Origin of the sequence: Enterococcus mundtii, assembly GCF_003957375.1 — a bacterium.
In the GTDB taxonomy this organism is placed as follows: domain Bacteria; phylum Bacillota; class Bacilli; order Lactobacillales; family Enterococcaceae; genus Enterococcus_B; species Enterococcus_B spodopteracolus.
Genome location: NZ_CP025473.1, coordinates 777,692 through 797,493, shown reverse-complemented (window position 1 = coordinate 797,493; position 19,802 = coordinate 777,692). Strand labels below are relative to the sequence as shown.

The 19,802-nt window shown below is 38.5% G+C and carries 24 protein-coding genes, 1 tRNA gene and 1 other annotated feature; of the genes, 4 read left to right on the top strand and 21 right to left on the bottom strand.

Annotated elements, in window-relative coordinates; all coding sequences use genetic code 11:
* Positions 1 to 27: 27 nt before the first annotated feature.
* The 13 genes from nusB to rplU all read right to left on the bottom strand — a co-directional run bounded on the left by nusB (position 28) and on the right by rplU (position 11,053).
* Positions 28 to 477, bottom strand: a complete 450-nt coding sequence (gene nusB, locus CYK55_RS04110) for a transcription antitermination factor NusB (RefSeq protein WP_010736001.1) — start codon at positions 475 to 477, stop codon at positions 28 to 30.
* Positions 470 to 895, bottom strand: coding sequence for an Asp23/Gls24 family envelope stress response protein (locus tag CYK55_RS04105; protein WP_010736002.1), 426 nt, complete (start codon positions 893 to 895; stop codon positions 470 to 472). Before CYK55_RS04105 ends, nusB begins: the two co-directional genes overlap by 8 nt.
* A gap of 213 nt (positions 896 to 1,108) precedes the next feature.
* Complete coding sequence (locus CYK55_RS04100) at positions 1,109 to 2,173, bottom strand: M24 family metallopeptidase (RefSeq protein WP_126133981.1); 1,065 nt, start codon at positions 2,171 to 2,173, stop codon at positions 1,109 to 1,111.
* Between the two features lie 151 nt (positions 2,174 to 2,324).
* Positions 2,325 to 2,570, bottom strand: coding sequence for a GlsB/YeaQ/YmgE family stress response membrane protein (locus CYK55_RS04095; protein WP_010736004.1), 246 nt, complete (start codon positions 2,568 to 2,570; stop codon positions 2,325 to 2,327).
* 77 nt (positions 2,571 to 2,647) lie between these two features.
* Positions 2,648 to 3,022, bottom strand: a complete 375-nt coding sequence (locus CYK55_RS04090) for a DUF956 family protein (protein ID WP_034689882.1) — start codon at positions 3,020 to 3,022, stop codon at positions 2,648 to 2,650.
* A gap of 310 nt (positions 3,023 to 3,332) precedes the next feature.
* Positions 3,333 to 4,247 carry a PTS system mannose/fructose/sorbose family transporter subunit IID gene (locus CYK55_RS04085; protein WP_019724014.1) on the bottom strand — a complete coding sequence of 305 codons (915 nt, stop codon included), beginning with the start codon at positions 4,245 to 4,247 and terminating at the stop codon, positions 3,333 to 3,335.
* Between the two features lie 16 nt (positions 4,248 to 4,263).
* On the bottom strand, positions 4,264 to 5,070 hold the full coding sequence (locus tag CYK55_RS04080; protein ID WP_034689884.1) for a PTS mannose/fructose/sorbose transporter subunit IIC: 807 nt from the start codon (positions 5,068 to 5,070) through the stop codon (positions 4,264 to 4,266).
* A gap of 32 nt (positions 5,071 to 5,102) precedes the next feature.
* Entirely contained in the window at positions 5,103 to 6,074 is a 972-nt protein-coding gene (locus CYK55_RS04075) for a mannose/fructose/sorbose PTS transporter subunit IIA (protein ID WP_010736008.1), read from the bottom strand.
* A gap of 100 nt (positions 6,075 to 6,174) precedes the next feature.
* Positions 6,175 to 6,666, bottom strand: a complete 492-nt coding sequence (locus CYK55_RS04070) for a mannose/fructose/sorbose PTS transporter subunit IIB (RefSeq protein ID WP_034689886.1) — start codon at positions 6,664 to 6,666, stop codon at positions 6,175 to 6,177.
* Between the two features lie 163 nt (positions 6,667 to 6,829).
* Positions 6,830 to 9,685 carry a sigma-54-dependent transcriptional regulator gene (locus tag CYK55_RS04065; protein ID WP_126133980.1) on the bottom strand — a complete coding sequence of 952 codons (2,856 nt, stop codon included), beginning with the start codon at positions 9,683 to 9,685 and terminating at the stop codon, positions 6,830 to 6,832.
* 380 nt (positions 9,686 to 10,065) lie between these two features.
* Positions 10,066 to 10,359: a 50S ribosomal protein L27 gene (rpmA, locus tag CYK55_RS04060; RefSeq protein WP_010736011.1), complete on the bottom strand. Its 294-nt coding sequence runs from the start codon at positions 10,357 to 10,359 to the stop codon at positions 10,066 to 10,068.
* Positions 10,360 to 10,371: 12 nt separating this feature from the next.
* The gene (locus CYK55_RS04055; RefSeq protein ID WP_010736012.1) at positions 10,372 to 10,716 is read right to left on the bottom strand and encodes a ribosomal-processing cysteine protease Prp; all 345 of its coding nucleotides are present in this window, start codon (positions 10,714 to 10,716) and stop codon (positions 10,372 to 10,374) included.
* A 28-nt stretch (positions 10,717 to 10,744) separates the two neighbouring features.
* Positions 10,745 to 11,053, bottom strand: coding sequence for a 50S ribosomal protein L21 (gene rplU, locus CYK55_RS04050; protein ID WP_019723824.1), 309 nt, complete (start codon positions 11,051 to 11,053; stop codon positions 10,745 to 10,747).
* Between the two features lie 20 nt (positions 11,054 to 11,073).
* Positions 11,074 to 11,153, bottom strand: a sequence feature (ribosomal protein L21 leader region).
* A gap of 127 nt (positions 11,154 to 11,280) precedes the next feature.
* Here rplU and CYK55_RS04045 point away from each other — a divergent pair.
* Positions 11,281 to 11,925, top strand: a complete 645-nt coding sequence (locus CYK55_RS04045) for a uracil-DNA glycosylase (RefSeq protein ID WP_034690686.1) — start codon at positions 11,281 to 11,283, stop codon at positions 11,923 to 11,925.
* A 74-nt stretch (positions 11,926 to 11,999) separates the two neighbouring features.
* Here the strand turns inward: CYK55_RS04045 and CYK55_RS04040 are convergent, their stop codons facing one another.
* The 4 genes from CYK55_RS04040 to CYK55_RS04025 form a co-directional block, all read right to left on the bottom strand.
* Positions 12,000 to 12,374 carry a MerR family transcriptional regulator gene (locus CYK55_RS04040; protein ID WP_010736015.1) on the bottom strand — a complete coding sequence of 125 codons (375 nt, stop codon included), beginning with the start codon at positions 12,372 to 12,374 and terminating at the stop codon, positions 12,000 to 12,002.
* 83 nt (positions 12,375 to 12,457) lie between these two features.
* Positions 12,458 to 14,092 carry a SulP family inorganic anion transporter gene (locus CYK55_RS04035; RefSeq protein ID WP_034690683.1) on the bottom strand — a complete coding sequence of 545 codons (1,635 nt, stop codon included), beginning with the start codon at positions 14,090 to 14,092 and terminating at the stop codon, positions 12,458 to 12,460.
* Between the two features lie 123 nt (positions 14,093 to 14,215).
* Positions 14,216 to 14,575 (bottom strand): DUF1304 domain-containing protein, encoded by a 360-nt coding sequence (locus tag CYK55_RS04030; protein ID WP_034690682.1) that lies wholly within the window; start codon positions 14,573 to 14,575, stop codon positions 14,216 to 14,218.
* A 219-nt stretch (positions 14,576 to 14,794) separates the two neighbouring features.
* Complete coding sequence (locus tag CYK55_RS04025) at positions 14,795 to 15,400, bottom strand: GNAT family N-acetyltransferase (RefSeq protein WP_126133979.1); 606 nt, start codon at positions 15,398 to 15,400, stop codon at positions 14,795 to 14,797.
* A 146-nt stretch (positions 15,401 to 15,546) separates the two neighbouring features.
* Here CYK55_RS04025 and CYK55_RS04020 point away from each other — a divergent pair, with 146 nt between their 5' ends.
* Positions 15,547 to 16,083, top strand: a complete 537-nt coding sequence (locus tag CYK55_RS04020; RefSeq protein WP_034690678.1) for a TetR/AcrR family transcriptional regulator — start codon at positions 15,547 to 15,549, stop codon at positions 16,081 to 16,083.
* A gap of 70 nt (positions 16,084 to 16,153) precedes the next feature.
* On the opposite strand, the gene CYK55_RS04015 is transcribed toward CYK55_RS04020, so the two are convergent.
* Positions 16,154 to 16,504, bottom strand: coding sequence for a hypothetical protein (locus tag CYK55_RS04015; RefSeq protein WP_034690675.1), 351 nt, complete (start codon positions 16,502 to 16,504; stop codon positions 16,154 to 16,156).
* 211 nt (positions 16,505 to 16,715) lie between these two features.
* On the opposite strand from CYK55_RS04015, the gene CYK55_RS14050 reads away from it, so the two are divergent.
* Positions 16,716 to 17,006 (top strand): CPBP family glutamic-type intramembrane protease, encoded by a 291-nt coding sequence (locus tag CYK55_RS14050; protein WP_126133978.1) that lies wholly within the window; start codon positions 16,716 to 16,718, stop codon positions 17,004 to 17,006.
* A gap of 114 nt (positions 17,007 to 17,120) precedes the next feature.
* Here the strand turns inward: CYK55_RS14050 and CYK55_RS04005 are convergent.
* The 3 genes from CYK55_RS04005 to CYK55_RS03995 all read right to left on the bottom strand — a co-directional run bounded on the left by CYK55_RS04005 (position 17,121) and on the right by CYK55_RS03995 (position 18,816).
* Positions 17,121 to 17,194: transfer RNA gene (locus CYK55_RS04005), tRNA-Arg, on the bottom strand.
* Positions 17,195 to 17,522: 328 nt separating this feature from the next.
* The gene (locus tag CYK55_RS04000) at positions 17,523 to 18,206 is read right to left on the bottom strand and encodes an O-methyltransferase (protein ID WP_034689058.1); all 684 of its coding nucleotides are present in this window, start codon (positions 18,204 to 18,206) and stop codon (positions 17,523 to 17,525) included.
* 79 nt (positions 18,207 to 18,285) lie between these two features.
* Complete coding sequence (locus CYK55_RS03995) at positions 18,286 to 18,816, bottom strand: signal peptidase I (protein ID WP_126133977.1); 531 nt, start codon at positions 18,814 to 18,816, stop codon at positions 18,286 to 18,288.
* 427 nt (positions 18,817 to 19,243) lie between these two features.
* Between CYK55_RS03995 and CYK55_RS03990 the strand changes: the two genes are divergently transcribed.
* Positions 19,244 to 19,669 (top strand): hypothetical protein, encoded by a 426-nt coding sequence (locus CYK55_RS03990; RefSeq protein WP_126133976.1) that lies wholly within the window; start codon positions 19,244 to 19,246, stop codon positions 19,667 to 19,669.
* The last annotated feature ends 133 nt before the right edge of the window (positions 19,670 to 19,802 follow it).

Genomic DNA, 19,802 nt, shown 5'->3' with positions numbered 1-19,802 from the left:
CTAACTATCATAGAAAAAAGCTAGGACTTACGCCCCAGCTTCTAATTCTTTTAACACATTCGATAACATACCATTTACAAACTTACGTGAACGGTCGTCACTGAATGTTTTAGCTAACTCGATTGCTTCATTCAATGCAACAGTTGCAGGCACGTCATCCACGTACATCATTTCGAAAATCGCGATTCTTAAAATAATCAGATCCATTTTGGAAATGCGGTTGATCCGCCAATTATTTTTTAAATGCTTTTCGATGATCGTGTCTAACGATGCTTTTTTTGCACAGACGCCACCAACTAGTGTGTCTAGATATACTGGAACAAATTCTGATTGCTCTTCATTGATCATCTCTTGATGGTCCAACTCGATCGCATTGAAAATCGCATCTTCTTTTGTCAGATCAGTGTTAAAATCTAATGGGAACAATGCCTGTAATGCCATCTCGCGGATCTCGTGTCTTGATAACTCTTTATTCATTTTCTTCCTCTTCGTCCTCAAAAAGTTCATCGATTGCTGGTTGTTCCAATTTTTCTGGTACAACTGCTACGACATGGATATTGACTTCAGCTAATGCAATGTCGGTCATGAAAAGCACTTCTTGGTGAACACGATCCTGCATTTCCATCGCTACTTTTGGTACTGATACGCCATATTCTAAATAACAATATAAGTCAACTTTCAAACCTTCTTCGTCATTGACTAAATATACACCTTTACCATGCGCTGCGCGACCTAGCAATTCTGTGACATTGCTAGCAAAAGTCCCACGCATTCCGTAGACCCCTTCGACTTTAGAAGCTGCAATACCGATAATGACTTCGATCACTTCTGGTGCAATCACGATTTCTCCTAAATCTTGATTAGCATGTAAGACTAAGTTTTTTTCGTCTGCCATTTTTATTTATTCCTCCTTTTGCCTACATACATCTTTCACTTCAAAAAGCGAAGTCATGTACCTAGGAAAACTGTCGCCTGTAAATCAGTCATGCGTGAAAAAACGCGCCGTTTACAATCGCTTGATTTCTCTTATAGTGTATCATTAAATGAGCCCATTTTCTATAACAAAGTCTGAGTTTTGACATTTACATTTATTGAAAAATGCTGATTATCACAAAATAATCAATTCTTTTGGTGAGTGAGTCAATACCCGGTTTCCTTCAGCAGTGATCAATAAGTCATCTTCGATCCGGACGCCACCGATTCCTGGTAAGTAGATTCCTGGTTCATCTGTAATGACATTGCCCACAACAAATGGTTTCTCTGCTCGCGCAGATACATTAGGACCTTCATGGATCTCTAAGCCGATACCATGGCCAGTGGAGTGGCCAAATGCTTCCCCATAGCCGTATTTGCTGATGTAGTCTCTTGCTACTGCATCAAGTTGGATACCTGTCACTCCAGGTTTTGCTGCTTCTAGAACTGCCAATTGGGCATCTAAAACGATTTGATAGATTTCTTTCAGTTGTTCTCCAGGATCGCCGATTGCAAACGTACGTGTCATGTCAGAAACGTATCCTTCATAGTAGCAACCAAAATCGATCGTGATCAAATCACCTTGTTCAATGATCTTTTGGCTAGCCACTCCGTGTGGCATTGCTGAACGAACACCACTTGCCACGATGGTTTCAAAAGACACACCTGATGCACCTAGTGAACGCATATAGAAATCTAATTGATTCGCGACCTCGATCTCTGTCATCCCTGGTTGGATCATTTTAAGGATATGATCATAAGCCATATCAGCGATGCTACAAGCTTTTTCAATGATCACTAATTCATCTTCATCTTTTACTTCCCGTAATTCTTCGATCATGTCAGAAACTGGGATCAACTCTGCATCCAGTAATTCTTCCAATACTGAATACTCTAAAAATGAAACTGTACGTTCTTCAAATGCTAGATTCTTCAATCCTTCTTTTCGAGTCAAATCAGCGACTTCCTCAAAAATTGGTGCGACATTTTTGAGGATCTCAAAACCTTGCGCTTGCGCAGCTGCTTGTTCTGTATAACGGAAGTCCGTAATAAAGAAGGCTTTCTCTAATGTGATGACCGCTAACCCAGTCGTTCCTGTAAAATTAGTCAAATAGCGGAGATTGTAAGGACTTGTCACCAAAAATGAATCTAGATTCGCTTCTCGCATTTTTTTGCGTAACTTTTCTACTCGTAACATCATGTGTAAATTCCTTCTTTCTTTGCACTCTTTTTATCATTATAGCAAACTTTCTTTTTTAAAGGCATAGGAAAGATAAATTCCTTCAATAGAAACGAACAAAGCGTTTTGGCTTGAGCTTTCCCTCAAGTCAAAACGCTTTAGACTTTCATTTCTAAGATCTTTTACCAAAGAAAAATGAGACAACTGCAACTAAGATCACTGCCCCTAAAATAGATGGAATAAGTGCCATACCAGCAGCGCTTGGTCCCCAGTTGCCAAAAATCGCTTGACCGATCGTTGAACCAATCAAACCAGCAATAATATTTGTGATGCATCCCATTGAATTTCCTTTACTTGTGATTGCTCCAGCAATCGCTCCAATGATTGCACCAACAATCAATGTCCATAACCAACTCATCGTATAACCTCCCTCTTTACTCTTTAATTTTATCATAAGAAATAAATAGCAGGCAAACGATGAGGGCTAGCTACAAATCATTTACGCTTGAAAATACCGATCACGCCTCGCTTGACAACGTCGATCAAACTTAAAGAGCGAACCATGTGACTTGGGTCAACATACTTACGGACTGCGCGCAAAACTTCCTTGGGATGTTTTGCAGAAAATGAATAGGTTCCGTTTTTCTTTGTGCGAATCGCAAAACGTGGAATCCATTTTCCTTTGAACATCACCGAGGCAATCACGACATCTACCTCTTCCCATGGGATCTGGACGAATTTCCGTGCATCACGATCATTGTAAAATTCAAAACCATTGTCACCAATCATGATCTTCCCATATTCTGCCACACCTAGATAAGATGTCGCATTCATCGTTAAGTCAACTTTTGTATTTAGGGATTGTACCATTTCAAGCACTCCATTTCTAATCAATCTAAAGTTACAGTACTCAGAAGTCTTACTGTTTCAATGATTTGGCCATTCGTTCAGCTTAGCCATACTTTTAATTTCACGTTTTTTACTTCTATATCAAAGACATCTTATCATAAATAGTATGCCTTTTCGAGCATAGATACTATCTCTAATAAACAGTTTTCCACAATCATCCACCATTCGATCGGAAGAAAGCTGAAGTAAAGTCTCGTCGCATTCTAAGAAAAAAGCTGCAACAAAAATCAATGATTGATTTCTGTCACAGCTTGTCTTTTATTGACTTAGATTACATTAATCCGATTAAGTGGAAAACAATACCCACTACGAATAATCCAAGAATGATAACGATTGGTGAAACTTTTTTCTTCAATAACCACATACAGAACAATGTTAGTAACAATGCAGCTAATCCAGGGATCAAGCTGTCTAAGTTGTCTTGTAATGTTGTTACTTTGTAGTCAGATAGAGAAAGGCCAGCTGCTTGTTGTTCCAACGCACTCTTGATACCTTCTGCACCTGCAGGTAAACTACTCCAATCAATGTAAGCACCTTCGTCAAGTTTAACGCTTGATACTACTGGCGCAAAGCCGATTGATACCCAACGGTTAACTAATGAACCTAAGATGAACATACCTAAGATCGAAGCACCTTTAGTGATGTCTTGCAACAAACCACCAGATAAATCTTCTGTGATTTTAGAACCTGCTTTATAGCCGAATTCTTGTGTATACCACATAAATGCCATACGGATGATATTCCAAGCGACGAAATAAATGATTGGGCCTAAGATATTTCCAGCCATCGCTAGAGAAGCAGCTAGCGCTCCAAGGATTGGTCTTACTGTAAACCAGAAGACTGGATCACCGATACCAGCTAGAGGTCCCATCATACCAACCTTAACCCCTTGAATCGCAACATCATCAACAGGTGCGCCATTTGCACGTTCTTCTTCCAGTGCAAGAGTTACCCCTAGAATTGGTGAAGCAACATATGGATGAGTGTTGAAGAACTCTAAATGACGAGTCAACGCAGCCGCACGGTCTTCTTTTGTTTTATATAATTTTTTGATCGCTGGGATCATTGAGAATGCCCAACCACCATTTTGCATACGTTCGTAGTTCCATGATCCTTGAAGGAAAGTCGAACGCAACCAAACAGAAATACGATCTTTTTTAGATAATTGAATTCTTTCTTCTGCCATTTCGTGAACGCCTCCTTTAATAGTTATCGATGATATCGCCTAGTGGGTCACCAGTATTTGAGCTTCCGCCGTTACCTGAACCACCTTGTTTAGAAAGTGCCAAGTAAATAAGAGCTAAAGCAACACCGATTGCGCCTAGACCGATAAGAGTGATTTCTGATACAGTTGCCAATACAAAACCGATTGCAAAGAATGGCCATACTTCTTTTGTAGCCATCATGTTGATAACCATTGCGTAACCTACGGCAACGACCATTCCACCACCGATAGCTAAACCGTCTGTCAACCAAACAGGCATAGATTCAAGTAAGCTTCTTACTGGACCTTCACCAATAGCTAAGATCAAACCAGCAGGGATTGCAATACGAACACCTTGCATACAGATAGCAACAACATGCCATAATTCAACTTTTCTAAAGTTACCATCTTTTGCAGCAGCATCCATCAGATGAACAAACGCTGTCGCAATCGTACGACAAATGATTGTTAATAATAAACCAGCAACAGCAAGTGGCACAGCAATCGCGATTGCTGAAGAAACGCCGGCTGAACCTTGACCACCTAAAACTAAAATAATTGCAGATGCAACAGATGCTAATGCAGCATCGGGAGCGACAGCGGCACCGATATTTGCCCAACCTAAAGCGATCATTTGTAATGTACCACCTAAGATAAGACAAGGAACTAGATTTCCAGTTACTAAGCCGATCAACGTACATGCAACAACTGGTTGATGGAATTGAAATTCATCAAGAATTCCTTCCATACCAGCTAAAAATGCAACGATGATGACTAAGATCACTTGAATAATATTTAAATCCATGATAGTAATCCTCCATTTTTTCTGATAATTAATTAAGCACGATTTTTTAGTTCTTCTTGCGCTTTTTTCAAAATTTCATCCATGTTTCCTTTAGAGTCATTCGGTACTTTACGTACATCGAATTTCACGCCAGATTCTTTCAATTTATTGAATGAATCAATATCGTCTTGACTGAAAGCAAGTACTTTGTTCGGTTGTACTTTACCTGGAGAATGTGCCATTGATCCGACGTTCACTGTTTCTAATGGTACGCCACCTTCAACTGCACGCACGACATCTTGAGGATTTTCAAACAATAGCAATGCGCGTTGACCGCCAAAGTGTTGATCATCTTTTGCAAGTTTGATCATTTGTTCAACTGGTACAACGTGTGCTTTTACACCAGGAGGTGCAGCTTGTTGGATCAATTTTTTACGTAACTCATCTTTTGCTACAGCATCAGATACAACGATGATCCGTGTTGGATTTGTTGTTTTTGTCCAAGCAGTTGCTACTTGTCCATGCAACAAACGTGAATCAATACGTGCTAAAACATAAGTAAACTTACCAGGTGTTCCTGAAGGTGCAGCTTCTTGTGCCGCAGCTTTTGTTTCTACTACTGGTTCTAATTCTTCCGGTTTGACTTTCACGCCTTCTTTTGCTGTTTCAATGATATGAGCAGCAATTTCATGTGCTGATTCCATTGAAAAACGTGAAGCATATGCTTCGATCAGCATAGGCAAGTTCAAACCACTTACGATTGCCCACTTATCTTTGTGTTCTTCAAATAATGTGTTTGATTGATTGAACGGTGTTCCGCCCCATAAATCAACTAAGAATAAGACTTCGTCTTGGTTATCGAAGGAAGCGACTGCTTCTTCTAATTTGGCTCTCAAGTCATCTGGACCTTCACTCGGTTGTAAAACAACAGCTTTGACGTTTTCTTGTTCGCCAAAGATCATTGAACCCGATTGTAAGATTCCTTCAGCAAATTGCCCATGACTTGCTAGGATAATCCCTACCATATTTATACCTCCTACTTCTTTTTGTTGTAACAAAATCAAAAATAAAAATAAGTGCTTACCTTTTACAACAGATACATTTGACCGTTACGCAACAACAATTTTATGCTTTCTTGGCTTTGGTCAGTAATTCCATTAAAAAGATTTTCCGATCAGCGGGCACCTTCCGAATCTCCAACTCCACACCTTGACCATCCAAAAAATGAAAGGCTTCGATATCTCGTTGATCGACGGACACAAAATTTGTGATCATGGTCTTTCCTTCAGAAAAACTCATTCCCCCGATATTTAGAGAATCAATTCGGATACCACTTCGGACAATTTTCTCAACGTCTTTAGGATTAGTAAATAAAAGCATCACTTTCGTTCGCGCTAAGAGTCCACTCTCAAAGATCTGGATCATCTTTTCAACAGTGATGACATTTGCCATAATCCCTGGTGGAGCAGCTTCTTTTAAAAGAAACTTCCTTAACTTGTCTTTCGCTACTACGTCACTTATGACGATGATACGTTCAACGCCAGTCAATTTAGACCAGGCAGTTGCAACTTGCCCATGGATCAAACGATCGTCTATACGTGCTAATCGAATATCCATTCGTAAATCTCCTTTTTATTAAATCACTACTCAAAACATCTCCCCACTTCTGTCGGAAGCATTTCCGTTAAGCACACTTTAATAAAAGCAAGAAACGTGCCAACTTTTAAAAGATACACTGCTTGATTTAATGGTTTCTTATACAATACACAAAAAAGATACACTAAAATAGTGTATCTTTTTTGTGTATATCTTCATTAGTGTATTCTTTTTTCTCTAAATGGTTAGTGATCATTTTCAATAGATAATACACTTCTTCTAACGGAAACTTGACTTTGATCTTTCCTTCTAACTCATTTAGTGGCTCAACAATTTTAACATAGAGCGGATCGTTTTTAATCGAACGATTATCTTGATTTTCTACAGAGAGCGGTTCATTTAAGATGACACGCTCAATCATGCCCGCCGCATGTAGAACAAGGTTGATCATAAATCCGTATTCTTTTACATCAATGCTTGCTGAATCCATTAACCCATCTGCAAATTTCCAAAGAGGATCGATTAACTTTTCTCCATTGATAAATGTAAAATTATCTGCGATAAATGACACACATGTACTTTTGGCTGTTTCTTCATTTAATAAAACATCTTCGGTTTCATCTAACTCTGACTCTAACAGTAATTGATCTAAAATCACCTCAATGTTTTGATCAATAAATCTTTCCAATGGAATGAATGGTGCATCGATATGCGGGTCCGTGATCCCAGTCGTCGCAATGATTTGATAATTTTTTTGGATCTTTGGTAGTTTAGTTTTCAAATCAACGATGGACAAAGCAATTACTTCCAATTGAGCTTCTTGCCTTTTACTGACTGCACGCTCGATCAACGATTTGATTCGTTGTGCTGTTCCCTCTCCTGAGGCACAGATGGCCACTACGGCCTTTCGTTGTTTGTCGTCCGCTTCCGCAACATTTCCACTTGAGACTTCAGCATACCCTCGGAAATTCTTCAAAGATTCATAAAGCAAGTCAAGATCTGTTCCCAGCACCGACACTTTACGTACTGTTTCTAAAACTAAAGAAGTCGTGACCATATCGACTGTTCGAACAGGGATACCCGTATCTTGCTGTATCTGAGCATTGAAGGACGCAAGTGAACCCATATCCACCAGAAGAATCGTTCCACTCCCCTCATCTACTTCTTGCACACTACGCTCAATCCGACTTAAAGCAGTTTTCGGGTCCATGTCTAGTGGCATATCAACCGCCCGGACGTTATCCGCATCTAGCAACTGTTGAACCACTTGCACCATACTGCTTGCGGTACTATTGCCATGTGCAGCCACAACGACCCCGATCCGACCACTTGCTTGATTAGCTCGTAATGAAACAAGTAATACAGTCAAATAGTAATCTTCACTTTCTGGGATCTCCACTTGGAAGTACATTTCGATATGTTTCCGTACTTCTTTCGCCAGTGCGTATTCCTCAGGAAAATCAATAGCCATTTCTCGGATATTGTCATTTGTATGCCGCTCTTCTCCTAAATGGATTCGTTTCAGAAAAGAGCTGATATGCAGACTCATCGCATAAATAAAATTTTGTTGAAACTCATATGGTAAAGATTGCTTCACCATGAGATAAATCTGATTCGTTACTTCAATAATTTTAGAGTCAACAAATTCCGCCAACTTATTATCTGCATTAAATGAAAAACCGTGATCTTTATAGAATGACTTTAAATGGATATTGATATCTGTTGAGATAAAATGATTGATTGCTTCTTGATCCAAGCCATCTGACTTGAGCAAAGCAGCTTTATCACCAATAATGTCGTAAAGATTATAAGGCAACTCATAGGAGTCTGCCTGTAACTGCATCACATCATCGTTCGGAAAAACGGTGATTTTAGGATCAAGTATCTTGGATAACTCTGCCATTTCTTTTCGATTACTTGCTAGTTGGATCAAACCACTACGAATCCCTTCAGTTAAATCATCGATCGTGATCGATATTTCAGGTTTGTTCATGTGGTTTAGAAATCCTCGCGCACATACCAATTGGATATTCGACTTCAACTGTCCAATGTTTCCATAAGTAACACTGCCTATTAGCGCTTTCACAACATCTTCTGTCAAAGAAATTTTTCTTTGCGTACGATTCGCTTCATGAGCGATCATGATTTTGACTAAATCGATTTTTTCATTCGCTGGACGTCGATCAAAAGCAGGCAACTTGATATTGATCGGGATACGGCGTACAAATGTCTCAAGTAATGCCGAACCTGGATCTTCAGTCGTTGCACCGACGATCCGAACATTCGCTTCATGAGATTTCGTTGTTTCGCCCAATCGGCTATAGGTACCATGGTCCATAAAATAAAAAATCATTTCTTGTCCTTCAGGTGGGAGTCGATGAATTTCATCCAAGAAAAGCATCCCGCCGTCCGCTTGATCAATGATTCCCATTTTTTCTTCTTCCGCACCTGTAAACGCACCTTTGACATACCCGAAAAGATGACTCATCAGTAATTCAGGGTTATTAGCATAGTCGGCACAGTTAAAGACGATCAACTCTGTGTCTTCTTCCACCACATGATTGGTTTTAGCAAAATGAAACATCGCATGAGCGAAATAAGTCTTTCCAGAACCAGTCGGTCCAGTGATCAAACAGTTCAACCCTCTGGGAGGATACAAAATGGCAGCTTTTGCTTGTTCCACTGAGTTTTTCATACTACCATTGGCGCCAATGATTTTGGCAAAAATATCTTTCGTATCTACTTGAAGACTCGGTTTTTTTACGTGAGTCAATTCTTCTTTATAACTAGGTACATATTTGGCTAATGGTTTCTCAATGGTCGGTCTTTCTTGATAGACATACCGAACTGGACGGCCATCCGTTTTCTTTAGTTTTCCTTCACGTACTAATTTGTTGAGATCTTTACTACTATTGGTACGTTGAATACCCAAAACTTCCGCGATCTCTTGAGTCGTTACACCTTGATCGTTTTCATCTATAGATAAATGAGCGGTCTTTTCTTTGACATACGTATAAATTCGGTCAATTCGTTTTGCCAATATTTTCGCCCCTCTTCTCTTGTCCTTAAAACCTAATACTATTGATTTAATCACTATTCGTCAACTATTTATATCAAAAAGAAAATAAGACACGCTCAAAACAAAAAAAGAACATTTGTTGTTTATTTATTAAGCAATTGAGACAAGTCTAAACGTGTACTATTTTTTCAGATAACAGAAAACGATTATCTCTTTTTTACTTTGCACGATACCTTTTTGCAGTTAGAACTAGCGAAAATAGTAAACCAACTATTTTTACAGCCAATCATTCTCCCAATGCAAAAAAAGCCTGACTCTGTTTGAGCCGGAAATCATTATTGATTCAGAAAGAATGAAAAAACTCTATCCCTCGCTAGGCAAGGAATAGAGCCAACTGTTCATTAAGCTTCTTGAGCTACTGGATAAACAGACACTTGTTTTTTGTCGCGACCTTTACGTTCAAAACGAACAACACCGTCAACTTTAGCAAATAAAGTGTCATCTCCACCAATACCTACGTTCACACCTGGATAAATTTTTGTTCCGCGTTGGCGGTAAAGAATTGATCCACCTGTAACTGTTTGTCCGTCAGCACGTTTTGCACCTAGACGTTTTGATTCTGAGTCACGGCCGTTAGATGTAGAACCGCCACCTTTTTTGTGGGCGAATAATTGTAGATTCATTGTTAATAACATGGTCTGCACCTCCTATTTATCATTAATTGTTTTTGTTTGGATATATTCTGGGTTTTCAGCTTCGATCGATTGTAAACCTAATAGGAGATTCTCCAATAAGATTTCTGCAATATTGTTTTGCTCTTGTGTCAATCGTGAAATTACTTCAACGTACAAATAGCCGCCTTCTTCTTCATTCATGTCAACAATCGGTTCAAAACCAGCTAATGATGAAATCCCATTGACAGTGCTGATCGCTAAGGCAGAAACACCTGCACAAACGATATCACTTCCGTAAGGACCGGCATCAGCATGCCCAGTCAAAGTAAATGAAACGATTTGACCAGCGTCATTTCGTTTAAATGTCCCTTTGATCATTGTTTAGGCCTTCTTTCTCAAACGCAGATTAAGCGTTGATCGCGTCGATAACCACTTTTGTGTATGGTTGACGGTGACCTTGTTTACGGTGTGAGTGTTTTTTAGGTTTGTATTTGAAAGTAACGACTTTCTTTTGTTTGCCGTGTTTTTCAACTGTACCTTCAACTGTTGCACCAGAAACGGTTGGAGCGCCTACTTTCGTAGTTTCGCCACCTACTAAAATAACTTCGTCAAATACAACCTTTTCGCCTGCTTCAACGTCAAGTTTTTCGATGTAGATTGTTTGTCCAACTTCAACTTTTACTTGTTTACCACCTGTTTTAATAATTGCGTACATGCTTTAAAGCACCTCCTTATTTTCATACTTAGACTCGCCATCCAGAGTGACAGGGTGTCCTGTACTTCATCAAACTCATTCTGTGCGGTTGTAGCTGTGGAGACCACAATTACAACATTACTAGAATAACAAATCATACTATAATAGTCAACAACTTTTTTATTTTGCCAATCATTCGTCAATTGAACGATTTCTTTCTATAATGGACAAGAATAGGAGTTGATATTATGGATTACCCAAAACATTTGATGGACGAAGCAACTCGGCGTATTCAAGGACACCGTGTGGAAGGATTTGTCGCTGGGCAAGGTCCTATCCGACCCAAATTGATGTTAGTTGGCGAAGCCCCTGGTAAAACAGAGATTGAGAATCACATTCCATTTAGCGGCCAAGCTGGCAAAGAGTTGATGAACGCACTAAAATCAGTAGGTTTATCTCGAGATGAAGTGTATATTACTAGCGCTGTCAGAAGCCGTCCTTATCGAATCGTCCAACGCATTAATGGACGGACAAAAAAATCAGAGACCATTTATCCGAATCGAACGCCCAGTAAAACGGAAATTTTTGCTCATGCACCAATCTTAGATTACGAACTACAACATGTACAGCCCTTTTTGATTGCCACGCTAGGCAATATTGGGCTACAACGTTTATTAGGTAACGGCTACACGATTTCAAAAAATCATGGAAAACTGTATACCGGACCAGTCTTAGAGTTGAATCCACAGCATGATGCTTATCAATTTTCTACTAAACAGTATCGTATTCTTCCACTCTTCCACCCGGCGGCCATTTTTTATAATCGAACACTGACAGAAATGATTTTAGAAGATTGGCAAAAACTTGGAAAAATACTTGCTGAAAAAAAGTAAAGGCAACAAAAGAACCAACCAGTCTCACAAATCATGATTGATTGATTGGTTGGTTCTTGGTTTTAGCGACTAAATCAAGCTAAGATTGGATCTCCTTTGACCAAATCTTGGTTATAACGCGCGATTTTCTTTTGGAGACGTTCCTGACAAGCTTGCATCTCTGCAATTTTTTTTGCCAATTGTTCACTTTCTTCCATAAGAAGATCCCTACGAGCAAGGATTGTTTCATCCCCAGCGCTATATAAACGAATATATTCAGTCAAAGATTCAATCGATAAACCCGCACTACGCATACATAAGGTAAAATCGACCCAACGTAAATCTTCTTCAGTATAGTCTCGGATACCTCCGTTTGTTCGGTTCACCGGTGGGATCAAACCGATCCGTTCATAGTAGCGTAACGTATCCGCAGAGATTCCTTTTTCTTCACTCACTTGTTTGATGTTCATCCATTCCTACCTCCCGAACGTCTATACACTTATTTTACCTTAGAATAGGCGGCAGCCACAAATTTTTTTAGCGAACCCACTGACTATATTTCACTGTCTAACATATATTGTTTGTGTAAAGAGGTCAGCGCATGAGCCACCGTAAGATGTTGTTCTGTCTTTTGTTTTTCCCAAAGATGTTGCAATTGCTTTTCCACTTCTGGTTGTAACGAGGTGTAAATAATCGTTTGTTCTTTTATAGCAGCTTTTTCTTGAAATTCTTCAAATAAACTTTGCGCCGTCAAATCAATACTTGGCACCCCGCGCATTGAAAAAATGATTCCTTCTTTATCTGCTAATTCTGTTAATGTCGCTTTCAATCGTTCAGCGGACATGAAGAATAAAGGACCACTGATATAAACAACTGCCCAATTATCCAACTTTTTCGTTTCCGGTAAGCTCATTCGCTGCCAATCGATTTCCTCCACTGAGATCGTGATGGCTGCACTCTTAACAATAAAAAAGACACACCCACTAATAATTCCTATAACGATTGCAATACTTAGATCAAAAATCACTGTACACCCCATCGTCAAGAAAAACAGAAGAAGCGCTGACCAGTATCTTTTAGCAAATAGTTCTCTGATCGTTTCCCATTCATTCATACGCCAAGCAGTGACGATCAATACACCTGCTAATGCTGGCATCGGAATGTTCGACATGATTGGTGCAAAAATAAGCATGGATAGAAACAATACGATTGCATGGATCATTCCAGCTACTCTGGTTTGAGCACCGGATTTGATTGCGACACTCGTTCGAGCAATCGCTGCTGTAGCTGGAATCCCACCAAAAAATGGTAACAGTAGATTACCAATTCCTTGTGCGACCAACTCCTGATTACTATCTAACTGACGATTCGCCATTCGGCCTGCCGAAGCACCACACAACAAACTTTCGATCATACCTAACAGTGCAATGCTGATTGCTGGTACGATCACTGTTTGGATCGCTGACAAACTAAAATCACCAAGTACCAAACGGTTACTACTGATCAACGTTTGGGGAATTTCCCCTACGGTCGCAATTGGCCAATCAACGATCATCATCAACGCAGTTGTGAGGACGATTGCCAATAATGAGCTTGGTATCTTTTGCCCCCATTTTTTAGGATAGACCAACATCCCAATAATGACCAAACTTCCCATTAAAATCGTTGGCAAAGAAATTTCAAAGCCTAAATTTTGATAACTAGCCAATTTTTCCATCACATTGGCCCCTTCTGAATGAACACCGAATAAATTATCGATCTGACCTAAAGCAATAATGATCGCAATACCAGAGGTAAACCCTGTGATGACAGGTGCAGGGATAAATGAAGTCAGCGTTCCTAATCGTAAGACACCCGCAGCAAATAAAAGAACTCCAGCCAAAAAAGTAGCCAATAAGACACCTTGCATCCCTTGTTTTGCGGCAATCGACATCAAGATTGCTGCCATCGCACCAGTAGGACCAGAAATCTGATAGAACCCACCAGATAAACCACCAATGACTAGACCAGCAATTACAGCAGTGATCAGACCAGCAGCTGCGTCTGCACCACTTGAAACACCGAAAGCTAAAGCGAGTGGTAAAGCAACCGCCGCGACTGTAATACCTGCCAATAAGTCTTTTTGTAATACTGAAAGATTATAACCAGAAAATTCTTTTTTCAATAAACCAATATAATTCTTTAACAACACTACTACCCCATTTTCATAAAAAATTGATAAAATGCACGTTATAGGATAGCATATTTTGTTGACTAAAGTAAGTTTTCTCACAAACTTTCATAATTTTTTCAGCTATTTTTCTTTTATATCCTAAAAGAATAACGTAATGAGTGCAATTGCTGCTAACCCACCTTGTTTGACGATGATCAAGCGATCACTAGTAAAGCTACCATAAGCCGCCACCAGCAAAATATAGATCAATAATAGCCCCGTGATTTCTTTTGGTGCATTTGAAAAATAAGCGCCGTACACCAATGCCACACCAAGTAACCCATTATAGATCCCCTGATTCTTAAACAAAGTCTGTACGGACTGCCGTCTTAATTCTTCCTTCGGCATGTTGAATACTCGACTAGTTGTTGCAGATTCCGTCGCAAAGGTTTCAATATACATGATATAAAGAAATTCCAAGGCAACAAGTGTAACTAAAATTTGAGATAATAATGTCATCTGTTTTCTTCCTTTCTAAATCAGTAATAGAGTGCATTTTTCTAGTTAGAACACCGTGACTACATCAACTAAAAAAATCTCCATTTTGATTATAAAGGAACTTTTGTTTTTTTTCTTCAACTTCTACTTATAACTCATAGTTGCTAAAAGAAAAATAAACGCCGACTCACCAATGAGTCAACGTTAAGAATAGCATAGCCGCTAGCGTCATTTATTCAATCAGAGGATTGCACTTAGTAAAAAACAAGTCAGCGAATCTTCTCCCCCAAAATCAACTGGTCGGCGTTCAAAAATATCGAATCCTTTTTTCAAATAAAATTGATAGTTACAATTAGAATCTGTATAGAGATACACTCGTTTATTTTTATAGCTTTTCTTGATTTCTTCTAACAGGCGAGAGCCGATCCTTTTACCTTTCAAAGCTGGATCGACGGCAAAATAAGTCACTTCGCCTTCTGGGCGATTCGTTGCAAACTCCTGGTACATTTCTTGATTTGCTCGATCATAAGCTCCTATCGCACCTTGATATCCGGTCAAGCCAATCAGTTTTTCTGCTACAGTAACAAACAAGCGTCTTCCCCATGAAACAGATACTTTTGGTTCCCCATCAAAGCGAGCAAAAAGAAAGCCGACAAATTGACCGTCTAGATATGCACCTAATGTGACTGTTGATTTTATCAACAATGATGACAATGCATACTGGCGATAGAGATAAAGTACGATAGGATTTTCTGTATAGCTGGAGTAATTCATTCCTTGCGCTGCAAATTCACTTGCTTTGTTTAAGTCTTTTCTATCAATTGAACGAATCGTTAATTTTTCCATATTCATCTACTCCTTTTGAAACAAAACTTTCTTTCTTTACGTAACTTTATTATAATTACTTAAAAAGTGACTTCCTATAGGCAATGATTCAACATCTGTCCAATAATGAACACTTAGGAAGATACTGTCAAAAAAAGGAGAAACAAATGGATCGTCGAAGCAAAAGAACGAAGCACGCAATCAAACAAGCCTTTTTAGATTTAACGAAAGAAAAACCCATCAATAAAATCACGATTGCGGAGCTTTCACAACAAGCAGATATCGGGAGAGGGACGTTTTATACTCATTATGAGGATATCTATGATTTGCGTTCAAAAATCATTGAAGAATCGATTTGTACACTGATAGATATCTTCGATCAAACTTACCCCAACAAAGAGCAATATGACTTTCGCCGATTCGTCCATGCTTTAGTCAATCATGTAGATGAGAACAAAGCTGTTTTTCACTTTTTCTTCAATGATTTCATGGATGATGAACTCTCTGTCCAACTTACACAGATCCTGATAAAAAGAGTCATAGACGAAGAACAATTAGATAGGAAAGATATCAAAAATAAAGTAGAGGTTCTTTTTTCTATTTCCGGCACTACTAGTGTTTTAACTGAGTGGATCAATGGGAATCTAAACGTGGAGAAAGAAGAATTGATTGCTATTTTAGATGACATCATCACACGGTTTTAATCAAAAAAGAAGAACACTAGCAATGATATCCTAGTTGTATAACCGTTCTTCTTTTTCGTGAATTATGTCTTTACTCGAGTTGCATCAAAAATTCTCTTTGTTCATCCCCTAAAGGAATGATTTTTTTGATGATTCGAAACCGCCAATGCTTATTGCCCGCGGAAAAACGCCAGATAACTGATAAACCGCCACCTAATGCAACTTGTTCCTCTTCGATCGCTGTGCGTTCATACGTGAGATGATCAATAACCTTTGTTTGAAAAAAGTTTAAAAATAAAATCGTCACTTTGGTCTCATCGATCAATAAAATCACTTTACTACTGATACTGTCCAAACTCTGAGATTCCGCAAAACAGCGAAACATTCCTGCTGATCTATACGGACCTGTTAAACGATCCATCCATTTTTTTGTGATTAACATAAACGTTTCCCTTTATCCTCTCCTGAAATAAGCCCTTTCGATTTTCGACCGAATGAACATCGGTCCTTTTTGATCGTCCAGTTGATGTTGATGCTCTATTTTACCATAGATGTTCGATTTACCTACATTGATCAAAATGAAAAACTCCCAGAAAAAAAACAGGTGATACTAAATTGTTGATAGAATAATCCTACATTTATCACAGCTTAGCTTGAGTCTGGTTGAAGAAGAAATTTATATTGTTGCGATCTTCGTTCTGGTCTTTCTTTTACTTTTTACATTTATGCGTACTAAATTTTCTATTTGGGGCGCTAGTACGATTTCTCTATTGGTTTTTGGTCTCAGCCATTATGCCGTATACGATGGAAATCTCCATCAATGTATTTTTATTATTGGTTTGGCTCATGCCACTTCTCTCTATGCCTGGTTAAAAACACAAAACTTATTGATCCTTATGCTTGCGCATCTCTTATATGATTTGATCTTATTTTTTGGAATTTGAACCATCGATTTTTTATACGATCAAACCTGTACCTTCAAAACTTATTGACGAATAGCTCTTATTTATCCTAATATAAAAAAGCCGCTAGAAACAAAAGTTTCTAACGGCTTTTTACGTCACAGGAGGGATTCGAACCCCCGACCGTCCGCTTAGAAGGCGGATGCTCTATCCAGCTGAGCTACTATGACAACTTTAGCGGAACAAAAATAATTATAGATAAATTAAAAGCTTATGTCAATACAAAATAGTTATTTTATGAAACAAAAATTTTTATCGTACTTTTTTCTTACAGAATGTACTATCAAAATACAGGCACGATTTTCATCTTGTATTTTTTTCTACGATCGACTTGTCATTTTAACATGGAACATGAAAGTCTGTTTCGTTCAACATAGTAAGGCAGAACTTGACTGGATGGATTCCCTACTTTCAACTTCTGCCTTGCTATCAATGAGATCGACTTAGCTACTCGCTTAGCTAGCATTCTTTTGCATCTTTACTAAGAAAATCTGGCAATTATAAGTTGATCGTTTCTGCCTCTTTCGTGATCAAAATCACACCATCACCCAAAGGTAACAACGTAGAGGTCAAATCCGGATGTTCCATGACCACGCGCAGAAATTCATTCAATTTACGATGGATCGCTCGTTTCCCTCTTGGGATCTCTTCATCTGACAGAAGAATCGTCCCTCCTTGAAAAATATCATCAACCATCAAGACGCCGCCTTTTTTCAATACACGAAGGCATTCAGGCAAGAATTCGATATATTTTGATTTTGCACTATCCATAAATATAAAGTCATAAGGACCTGTCAATGTTGGTAAAATATCAGCCGCTTGGCCTTCTAATAATGTCACTCGATCCGTCATCTCTAAACGCTCATACGTTGCTTTCGCTTTTCTGATCATCACATCAAAGCGATCGATCGTCGTCACATGACCTTCTTTTCCAATGACTTGTGCCATCAAACTAGATGAAAAACCAATCGCAGCTCCAATTTCAAGTACTTCTTTTGGTTTGATCTGTCCCAATAAAAATTGCAAAAAGACGACCGTCTCATGAGGGATGATCGGCACTTCCGCCGCATGTGCTTCCTCTTCAACTTTCCCCAATTCTCCAGTTAACTGTTTTTGTTTTGTCCGCATAAAATCCAATAACTCTTCTTTTACAACGGGACGATGCATCATTTCATTACGCATACTTCCCCTCCTCTTCCAAACATTATACGAAGAAACCTATCTTTCGACAAGAGGGAGAAGCTGGTAAATAAAAATATGATTATTGCATGTCAGAAAAAAAATCAGTTTCTTTCTCTCGACGTTGTTTCAGTTCAAGGTAGGTATGCCAAGCTGTAATGGAGGACAAGCACACAGCGATTCCTAAGAATACCCCTTTCATCCAATTGAACGCATGCCGTGAGAACAATAACCCTATGTACGGGATCTTGAATACAGGCGTGCCAATAATATTACGATCTCGTACTGCTTCAACTTCGATTTGCGTTTTTCCATCAGCTTTCGTGTAAAAATACTGGTGTTGATCTTCAATAGCAACGACTCTTCTTGTCACGATATGTTTACCTGAATTTTCATAGTAGGTGATCACATCTCCAACTAAAATCGTATCTGTCTTTCTTTTTTGTACATAGATCAGACTTCCTTCTGCATAAGACGATGCCATCGCTTGATCATCAATGATATGCGGTGTCAGTCCAAATACTCGAGGGAGCCGCACGACACACAAAATGATTGCTAGAAGAACCACTAACGAAATCGAACTAAAAAAAGTTATTTTTTTATAGATAGGCACATTGAACCTCCTTAATAAACATTTTATTAAATCTATAATATAATAACGAATTTTTTTTGACAATATTAATACTCAGTTTGAATATTCTCTATAAAAAAATAAACAAGCGAACAAAAAACTATAAAAATAGCTAAAAATTGACTGTTAAATGAAAAAATTTTACTCTGTAATTAGATAATTTATTAAAGGAGATTTGTCTATGGTTATTTTAAATAACTGATGTAATAAAATTATACCATTCTCTATGAAAATTAAATGAAGCGTACTTATTATATCTATATCGTTATTTATAATAAGTATCGCTTATTTTTTTCATTACCCCTTCATGCCAATCTCTTAATCAAAGGCAACCATCAATGGCTGTGTCTCATTAGATGACACACTACTCTACAGTCGCCCTAAAGAAAGCGCACGAAACAATCATGGATTGTCTGTATCGATCATCGATCTACTAGAACCCTATGTAGGCAAGACGTTGAAAATCGTTGTTTCCTCGCCTTATCAAAATTATACTGGTCTAACATCTAAAGTTGATTTGGGAACTACCATTCCAATGATCAGCTTCATTTTCTCACAATCAATCCCACAAGACATCGCGATGATCTTGGCTTTTGTTATTGCCATCGGATTGTTGATCTGGACTAGCTATATTCTCTACAGACATAATAGATCAGATCATTCATTATTGATTTTGACCTTATTTTCTTTCGTGCTTGGATTTGAATCGATTTCGGAATATATCTTGAGCAGTGTTCTTTTTGAACCAATCGTACATTCGATTTTTTCACACTTATTTGCAATCTTGACTTCTATACTGATTATTTTTTACTATCAGTCCAAAATGACAAACTAACAGAAATGGTATGGTTATTTCTGCTATTTCCAAACATTTGTTTTTGCCAACATCTTACTTTATGCATTATTTTCATATTTTGAATTATCTGAATTAATGCCCTTTGCTAGTGTTGTTAGTGTTGTAAGCACTT